The organism is Streptomyces sp. MK37H (assembly GCF_018035285.1).
In the GTDB taxonomy this organism is placed as follows: Bacteria; Actinomycetota; Actinomycetes; order Streptomycetales; family Streptomycetaceae; genus Streptomyces; species Streptomyces endocoffeicus.
The window spans coordinates 1-4,232 of sequence record NZ_JAAAYH010000597.1; the positions used below are offsets into that span (position 1 = coordinate 1).

Consider the following 4,232-nt stretch of genomic DNA (forward strand, 5'->3'; position numbering starts at 1 on the left):
ACGGGCCCCTCATCCCTCCGCGATCACGACCGCCGACGCGACCCCCGCGTCATGGCTCAGCGAGACGTGCAGGCCCCGCACTCCCAGCCGTTCCGCGCATGTGGCGACCGTGCCGCGGACCGAGAGGCGGGGGCGGCCGCTCGGCTCGGTGAGGATCTCGGCGTCGGTCCAGCGCAGGCCGCCGGGGGCGCCCAGGGACTTGGCCAGGGCCTCCTTGGCCGCGAAACGGGCGGCCAAGGAGGCCGTGCCGCGGCGCTCCCCGCTCGGCAGCCACAGTTCGCGCTCGACGAACAGGCGGTCCGCCATCCCGGGGGTGCGCCGCAGCACGTCGTCGAAGCGGTCGATCTCGGCGACGTCGATGCCGACGCCGATGATCACGGCGTCACTCGGTGGGTCCGACCGGGCCTACGGGTCACTCCACGGTCACCGACTTCGCCAGGTTCCTCGGCTGATCGACCTCGTTGCCGCGCGCCGTCGCCAGCTCGCACGCGAAGACCTGCAGCGGCACGGTCGCGACCAGCGGCTGCAGCAGGGTGGGCGTGGCGGGGATCTCGATGAGGTGATCGGCGTACGGGGCGACCGTCTCGTCGCCGCGCTCGGCGATCACGATGGTGCGGGCGCCCCGGGCCCGGATCTCCTGGATGTTGGAGACGATCTTGTCGTGCAGCACGGACCGCCCACGCGGCGACGGCACGACCACCACGACCGGCACACCCTGCTCGATCAGCGCGATCGGCCCGTGCTTGAGCTCGCCCGCCGCGAAACCCTCCGCGTGCATGTACGCGAGCTCCTTGAGCTTGAGCGCGCCCTCCAGGGCGACGGGGAAGCCGACGTGGCGGCCGAGGAAGAGGACCGTGTTCTTGTCGGCCAGGGTGCGGGCCAGCTCCCGGACCGGCTCCATGGTCTCCAGGACCTCTTCCACCTGCGTCGCGATCTCCGACAGCTCGCGGATCACGGAGAGGATCTCGTCGCCCCACTTGGTGCCGCGCACCTGGCCCAGGTAGAGAGCCACCAGGTAGCAGGCCACCAGCTGGGTGAGGAACGCCTTGGTGGAGGCGACGGCCACTTCGGGACCGGCGTGGGTGTAGAGCACCGCGTCCGATTCACGCGGAATCGTGGAGCCGTTCGTATTGCAGATGGCCAGCACCTTCGCGCCCTGCTCACGGGCGTGCCGCAGTGCCATCAGAGTGTCCATGGTCTCGCCGGACTGCGAGATGGCGATCACCAGCGTCCGCTGGTCCAGGATCGGGTCGCGGTAGCGGAACTCGCTGGCCAGCTCCGTCTCGCAGGGGATCCGGGTCCAGTGCTCGATGGCGTACTTGGCGATCATCCCGGCGTGGTACGCGGTGCCGCACGCCACGATCACGACCTTGCTGACCTCGCGCAGCACCGAGGCCGGGATGCGCACCTCGTCCAGGCAGAGGTTCCCGGCCAGGTCGATCCGGCCGAGCAGGGTGTCCGCGACCGCCTTCGGCTGCTCGGCGATCTCCTTGAGCATGAAGTAGTCGTAGCCGCCCTTCTCGGCGGCGGAGGCGTCCCAGTCCACGTGGTACGGGCGGACCTCGGCCGGCGCCCCCTCGAAGTCGGTGACGGTCACACCGTCCCGGCGGGCCTCCACGACCTGGTCCTGGCCCAGCTCGATGGCCTCGCGGGTGTGGGCGATGAAGGCGGCGACATCGGAGGCGAGGAACGCCTCCTCCTCGCCGACGCCGACGACCAGCGGCGAGTTGCGGCGCGCCCCGACCACCACATCGGGCGCGTCCGCGTGCACCGCGACCAGGGTGAAGGCCCCCTCCAGCCGGCGGCACACCTGGCGCATCGCCTCGGCGAGGTCGCCGCAGGACGAGAACGACTCGGCGAGCAGATGCGCCACGACCTCGGTGTCGGTCTCGGAGGCCAGCTCATGGCCGCGCTCGGCCAGCTCGGCGCGGAGCGCGGCGAAGTTCTCGATGATGCCGTTGTGGACGACGGAGACCCGGCCCGCGTTGTCCAGGTGCGGATGGGCGTTGGCGTCGGTCGGGCCGCCATGGGTGGCCCAACGGGTGTGGCCGATGCCGGTACCCCCGGTGGGCAGCGGGCGACCGGCCAGCTCCTTCTCCAGGTTGCCCAGCTTGCCCGCCTTCTTGGCCGCCGCCAGCCCACCGTCGGCCAGCACGGCGACGCCCGCCGAGTCATAGCCGCGGTACTCCAGCCGCTTGAGCCCGGCGAGGACGACATCGAGGGCCGACTGCCCTCCCACATAACCAACGATTCCGCACATGGACGCAGCGTACGACCCCCGGCCCCGGCCCGGGGTGACCGACCCCACGCCTCGACACCGCTCACTCGGCCGGTCCCTGCCATGACAATGAGAGGGTGATCACGTCAACCGCGCGCGAGGCGCGCACCGTGCGCGGCTCGCAGCGGCGGGGCGGCGAGGCGACTCCGTATGTGGACCTGTCCCGCGCCGAGTGGAGTGCGCTGCGGGACAAGACGCCGCTGCCGCTGACCGCCGAAGAGGTCGAGAAGCTGCGGGGACTCGGCGATGTCATCGACCTCGACGAGGTGCGGGATGTCTATCTGCCGCTGTCCCGGCTGCTCAACCTCTATGTGGCCGCCACCGGCAATCTGCGCGGCGCGCTCAACACCTTCCTGGGCGACACCAAGCGGGGCAACGGGGCCCAGCCCGGTACACCGTTCGTGATCGGCGTGGCGGGGAGCGTCGCGGTCGGCAAGTCGACCACCGCGCGGCTGCTCCAGGCGCTGCTGGCCCGCTGGCCCGAGCATCCGCGGGTGGAGCTGATCACCACGGACGGCTTTCTGTACCCCAACGACGAGCTGCGGCGCCGCGGGCTGATGTCCCGCAAGGGGTTCCCCGAGAGCTACGACCGCAGGGCGCTGACCCGCTTCGTCGCCGATGTGAAGGCGGGCCGGGCGAAGGTGTCGGCGCCGGTCTACTCGCACCTGATCTACGACATCGTGCCGGACGAGCGGCTGACCGTGCACCGCCCCGACATCCTGATCGTCGAGGGGCTCAATGTGCTGCAGCCCGCGCTGCCGGGGAAGGACGGTCTGACCCGGGTCGGGCTCGCGGACTTCTTCGACTTCAGCGTCTACGTGGACGCCCGGACCGAGGACATCGAGCGCTGGTACCTGGGCCGCTTCAAGAAGCTGCGGGAGACGGCCTTCCAGGACCCGTCCTCGTACTTCCGCAAGTACACCCAGGTCTCGGAGGAGGAGGCGCTGGACTACGGGCGGATGATCTGGCGGACCATCAACAAGCCGAATCTGCAGCAGAATGTGCAGCCTACGCGGGGGCGGGCCACGCTTGTGCTGCGCAAGGGACCGGATCACAAGGTGCAGCGGCTGTCCCTGCGCAAGCTGTGAGGAGCGTCGGGCCATGCTGCACTTGAGGCTGATCGTCCCCGCCGACCGCACCGAGGACGTGGTGCGCACGATCGAGAAGACGGTCGGCACCACCCATCTGGTGGTACTGCCGGGCGCCGCCCGCGACCCCGCGGGGGATGTCGTCATGTGCGACGTGGCGCGCGAGGCCGGGGACGCTCTGCTGGGCGACCTGCGTGAGCTGGGTCTTGACGAGGCCGGTTCGATCGCGGTGGAGAACATCGACCTGTCGCTGTCCAAACGCGCCGACAAGGCGGAGGAGGAGGCTCCCGGCGAGGGCGCGGACGCGGTCCTGTGGGAGCACCTGGCGGACGCCACCCACGAGGAGTCCACGCTCTCGGTCACCTATCTCGCCTTCCTCGTCATCGCGACGATGATCGCGGCATGCGGTGTGGTGCTGGACAACGCGATCCTGATCGTCGGTGCGATGGCGGTCGGCCCCGAGTTCGGGCCGCTGGCGGGGCTGTGCACCGCGCTGGTGCGGCGCGCGCCGCGGCTGGCCGCCCGCTCGGCGATCGCGCTGCTGGTCGGATTCGCGGCGGCGATGGCGCTGACCACCGGCTTCAGCATCGCGATGGACGCGGTGGGTCTCTTCGGCAAGGACATGCTGGAGCGTGCCCGGCCGAACACGGACTTCATCTGGAAGCCGGACATGTTCTCGTTCGTGGTCGCCGTGCTCGCGGGGATCGCCGGAACGCTCTCGCTGACCTCGGCGAAGTCCGGCGCGCTGGTGGGCGTGGCGATCTCGGTGACCACGGTTCCGGCGGCGGCCAACGCGGCGGTGGCGCTCGGGTACGGCGAGATCGACCAGATGTGGGGGTCGACGGAGCAGCTGCTGCTGAATCTGG

At 70.6% G+C, this 4,232-nt stretch carries 4 protein-coding genes; 2 read left to right on the forward strand and 2 right to left on the reverse strand.

Going from position 1 to position 4,232, the window contains the following annotated elements; genetic code table 11:
* Window positions 1-9 precede the first annotated feature (9 nt).
* The gene (locus GWI24_RS41255) at window positions 10-378 is read right to left on the reverse strand and encodes a holo-ACP synthase (protein WP_210951155.1); all 369 of its coding nucleotides are present in this window, start codon (window positions 376-378) and stop codon (window positions 10-12) included.
* Window positions 379-412: 34 nt separating this feature from the next.
* Window positions 413-2,260: a glutamine--fructose-6-phosphate transaminase (isomerizing) gene (gene glmS / locus GWI24_RS41260; RefSeq protein ID WP_210951156.1), complete on the reverse strand. Its 1,848-nt coding sequence runs from the start codon at window positions 2,258-2,260 to the stop codon at window positions 413-415.
* Between the two features lie 128 nt (window positions 2,261-2,388).
* On the opposite strand from glmS, the gene coaA reads away from it, so the two are divergent.
* Complete coding sequence (gene coaA, locus GWI24_RS41265) at window positions 2,389-3,366, forward strand: type I pantothenate kinase (RefSeq protein ID WP_210951158.1); 978 nt, start codon at window positions 2,389-2,391, stop codon at window positions 3,364-3,366.
* Between the two features lie 13 nt (window positions 3,367-3,379).
* Window positions 3,380-4,232, forward strand: an 853-nt coding sequence (locus GWI24_RS41270) for a DUF389 domain-containing protein (protein ID WP_210951157.1), incomplete at its 3' end; no start/stop codon positions are given.

Bases quoted from the DNA above. Each gene is read 5' to 3' on its own strand.
- glmS (WP_210951156.1), bottom strand. From the start codon at position 2,260: ATGTGCGGAATCGTTGGTTATGTGGGAGGGCAGTCGGCCCTCGATGTC.